Source organism: Escherichia sp. WS1265 (genome assembly GCF_046487585.1).
Taxonomy (GTDB): domain Bacteria; phylum Pseudomonadota; class Gammaproteobacteria; order Enterobacterales; family Enterobacteriaceae; genus Escherichia; species Escherichia coli.
On record NZ_JBJQJE010000058.1, the window covers coordinates 1 to 2,737 of the forward strand.

At 46.0% G+C, this 2,737-nt stretch carries 3 protein-coding genes and 1 pseudogene; 1 reads left to right on the forward strand and 3 read right to left on the reverse strand.

The window, feature by feature from the left end; all coding sequences use genetic code 11:
- Positions 1-331, reverse strand: a 331-nt coding sequence (locus ACJHX3_RS24575; RefSeq protein WP_410236234.1) for a GTPase, incomplete at its 3' end; no start/stop codon positions are given.
- An 84-nt stretch (positions 332-415) separates the two neighbouring features.
- Positions 416-1,333, reverse strand: coding sequence for a hypothetical protein (locus tag ACJHX3_RS24580; RefSeq protein ID WP_000250228.1), 918 nt, complete (start codon positions 1,331-1,333; stop codon positions 416-418).
- Positions 1,334-2,430: 1,097 nt separating this feature from the next.
- Between ACJHX3_RS24580 and ACJHX3_RS24585 the strand changes: the two are divergent.
- Positions 2,431-2,627, forward strand: a pseudogene (locus ACJHX3_RS24585) (hypothetical protein).
- Here the strand turns inward: ACJHX3_RS24585 and ACJHX3_RS24590 are convergent.
- A partial coding sequence (locus ACJHX3_RS24590; RefSeq protein WP_410030049.1) for a hypothetical protein occupies positions 2,533-2,737 on the reverse strand: 205 nt, incomplete at its 5' end. The pseudogene ACJHX3_RS24585 and the gene ACJHX3_RS24590 sit on opposite strands and share 95 nt — an antisense overlap.

The window sequence follows — 2,737 nt, forward strand, 5'->3', positions numbered from 1 at the left end:
TGTCACGGTACAGGGCTTCATACTCTGCATCCCTGTCCCGGCTCTCGCCCACCCCGGGCAGGTCAGTGATAACCATGCTGTGACCATGGCCACTCAGACGGAAGCGCTGCACTTCCCGGGGGCCGGCGTGAACATCACTGACCGGGGTGACCTCCCCCTGAAACAGTGCATTACAGAGTGAGGATTTACCGGCCCCGCTTTTACCCATAATGCCAATCACGGGTTCGTGACTGGTGAGTTTGCGCAGATGTTCCAGGATGTGACGGGAAAGTGAGTAAGGCAGGGAGGAGAGCGGTTTTTCAATTGCCTCAATGGCATCAGACGGATTCATACATGTATTCCCGGTGAAAAAAGACAAAACCCCCGCACACCGGAAAGGTGGCGGGGGACTCACGGAGATAATATATGTCTGAAATTATCTGGAATGTCGGTACCTTTTATACTCTTCAACAATCAGGTCATGCAGCATTTCGCCGGTACTGAGTCTTCTGACCCTCGATAATTCTTTGAGCTGCGCCCTGGTTTCTGCGTCAAGAAAAAACTGTACATTGACTTTATCTTCCTGCATTTTTTTGTACTTGCGCTGCGCCTTGGCCTTATTGAAACTGTTTCTGAAATTTTTTATATCGTCAGGTGAGGTGAGTGGACAGGTAACCCATATGTCAAATGAAAGGTGAATTGCGTGGTAAATATCAGCAGAACCAGGAAAACTGGCCAGTTTTTCCAGTGCAATATTTTTTCCCTTCAAATAATTCCATGTCCATATGCATTCATGTTCGTTCTCCGGGAGGAGGTAACTGAAAGGACTCTTTGATTTAAATGCCCGCATCCATCTGTCTTTGGTCTGGATTATCCACTCATCCCGCAAATTCTTATCAGAAAGAATATCGAGAACTCTGAGTATTTGTCTGAACTGTGTCGATGAGTCCGACGGGAAGGCATTCCCTTCCAGATACTCTTCTTTAAGATACAGTTTATTCTTTTGAAGCAAGTCTGCGCTTATTTTTGCCCTGTTATTCTGGATAAACTGCATCAACAGATACCAGGAAAATAAGCATGCGCGTTCACTGCCCGCGATCCAGGATATTTTTTCCAGGGGGACCAGGAAGGCCAGGGCCTTCAGACGCATACCAGAAATTATTTGTTCAAGTTCAAAATCTGAAAGTGTGATGTTCAGATTTTCTCTGTTTTTTTTTATGTAAGCGATAAAACGTTCCGGGGGATCATAAACATTAAGGGGCAGTACGGAGATATTACGCTCTCCAAGATAATAAGAGTAATACGCATTTGTTCTTTCATTCATAACCTTATCCGACAAAATTTTCTGAACCATCCTCTTTCTCCGGTTGCTTAAAAATTAAACATAATAAGGTGATAATAATATGATAAAAAGAAGTTTATAATGGTATATTAAGGTGGTCAATAAAAAGGCAATCTGCGCGCTGTACAGTCATTCTGACAGGAAATGCAGGAGGAAGGGAAGGTAACCGGCTTCGTTATGCTTACAGGAATACCTGTTATCATGGAAGTGCACTCATGTGGCCGACGTAGCTTAAGAGGATGGAAGAGTGGAGACTGCAGACAGGGGGTATTGAAAGGTAAACATGTTTCGCCCGCCAGCTGCACCGGGGGCCAGCATCACTTTTTTTACGTTGTAACCCGGTATGCATTCCGGCTTTGATGATTACAGTCAGAGGGCAGCAGACTGACGTTATTTAACCGGACAGAAAAATTATGGACACTGAAATATCGTCTGTTAATACCTCGTTTGTCGGTGTGGTATTCCCTGTATTACCGGCGTCACCGATAAAGAGAGTTATAAACGCCAGAAAGGTACCTCCTTTATGCCGGGGAACACTTACGGAAAATGAAGTCTGAAAAGGAGCACAATGAAAAGAGGCGTGTCCCGTAAATATAACGAATCATCGCAGGATATACATTATCAGGTGATACCAGAGGGCATTAAACTGTCGCCACGGATAAGAATATACAACATTTCTGATAACAAAACATCATAACGTGTTTCAGATATGTTCCGGCATCAGTCTGACGGATATTATTTCCCGGTAAAACAAACCGGCTACTGTAACGGTTAACTGTATCTGCATAAATTATTTATGATGAAAGAACAGTATTACGGATTCAAATATCATCCTGTTTGCATTCAGGCGGACATTCCCGGATGCCGGAAAGAATATCCTGCAGGCTGAGTGAGTCTCTTCCACAGTGCCGGGATCGCTGTCGCCACGTACATATTGTCACCAGGATGGGTATGTACCGCAGCATGCCATTTCTGGTGAATAACCGCACCTGCACATTCAGTCTGCTGAGAACCTGGCGTGTATCGGGCTGTAAAGAACATCCCTGTCCGTGGCTCCTCTGGTGGTGTTGCCTGCTCAGCAATGACAGGATGCCCTTAAGACGCCCGTCATGGCTCAGTATGATGACGACGAACACGCTCTGCAGGTGAGCATGGGGGCCGGGAGCATCATCATTTCCGTATTTTGTCACACCTTCCGGAAGCAACCGGCATCAGTTGCGGCTATCGTCAACCGTTGTGCGGTATGCCAGGAGCACGTACTGATCCATCAGATCCGTCAGTGCTGCGCTCTGCCTCTGACGGTTGATGATCCATTCCTCCAGCTCTTTTTCTGATTTCCGTTTCAGGTTCTCTTTCCAGTCTTCAAGGCTGTTTCCGGTCATTAAATCAAGCCAGCAAAGCCAGACCAGTTTGAGG